Raw genomic sequence first — 339 nt, 5'->3', positions numbered from 1 at the left:
GTGCGTGAGCCGGTCCAGCAGCGCCGTGGTCATCTTGGCATCACCAAAGACGCGCGACCATTCCGCGAAGTCCAGATTCGTGGTGATCATCACACTGGTGTGCTCATACAACCGGCTGAGCAGGTGGAACAACAGCGCACCACCCGCCTGACTAAACGGCAGGTAGCCCAACTCATCGAGGATCACCAGGTCCAAGCGCAGCAAGCTCGCTGCGATGCGCCCGGCCTTGCCTTGCGCCTTTTCTTGCTCCAGGGCGTTGACCAGGTCCACCGTGGAGTAAAAACGCACACGTCTGCCATGCTTGGTGATGCCAGCCACACCAATGGCCGTGGCCAGGTG

At 60.8% G+C, this 339-nt stretch carries 1 protein-coding gene; it reads right to left on the bottom strand.

Annotated features, from left to right (window positions below):
• Nucleotides 1–339: ATP-binding protein (locus tag EIP75_RS23955; protein WP_158622977.1), on the bottom strand; the 339-nt coding region annotated here is incomplete at both ends.

Source organism: Aquabacterium soli (assembly GCF_003933735.1).
Classification (GTDB): domain Bacteria; phylum Pseudomonadota; class Gammaproteobacteria; order Burkholderiales; family Burkholderiaceae_C; genus Aquabacterium; species Aquabacterium soli.
This window is presented reverse-complemented; position numbering and strand designations above follow the sequence as displayed.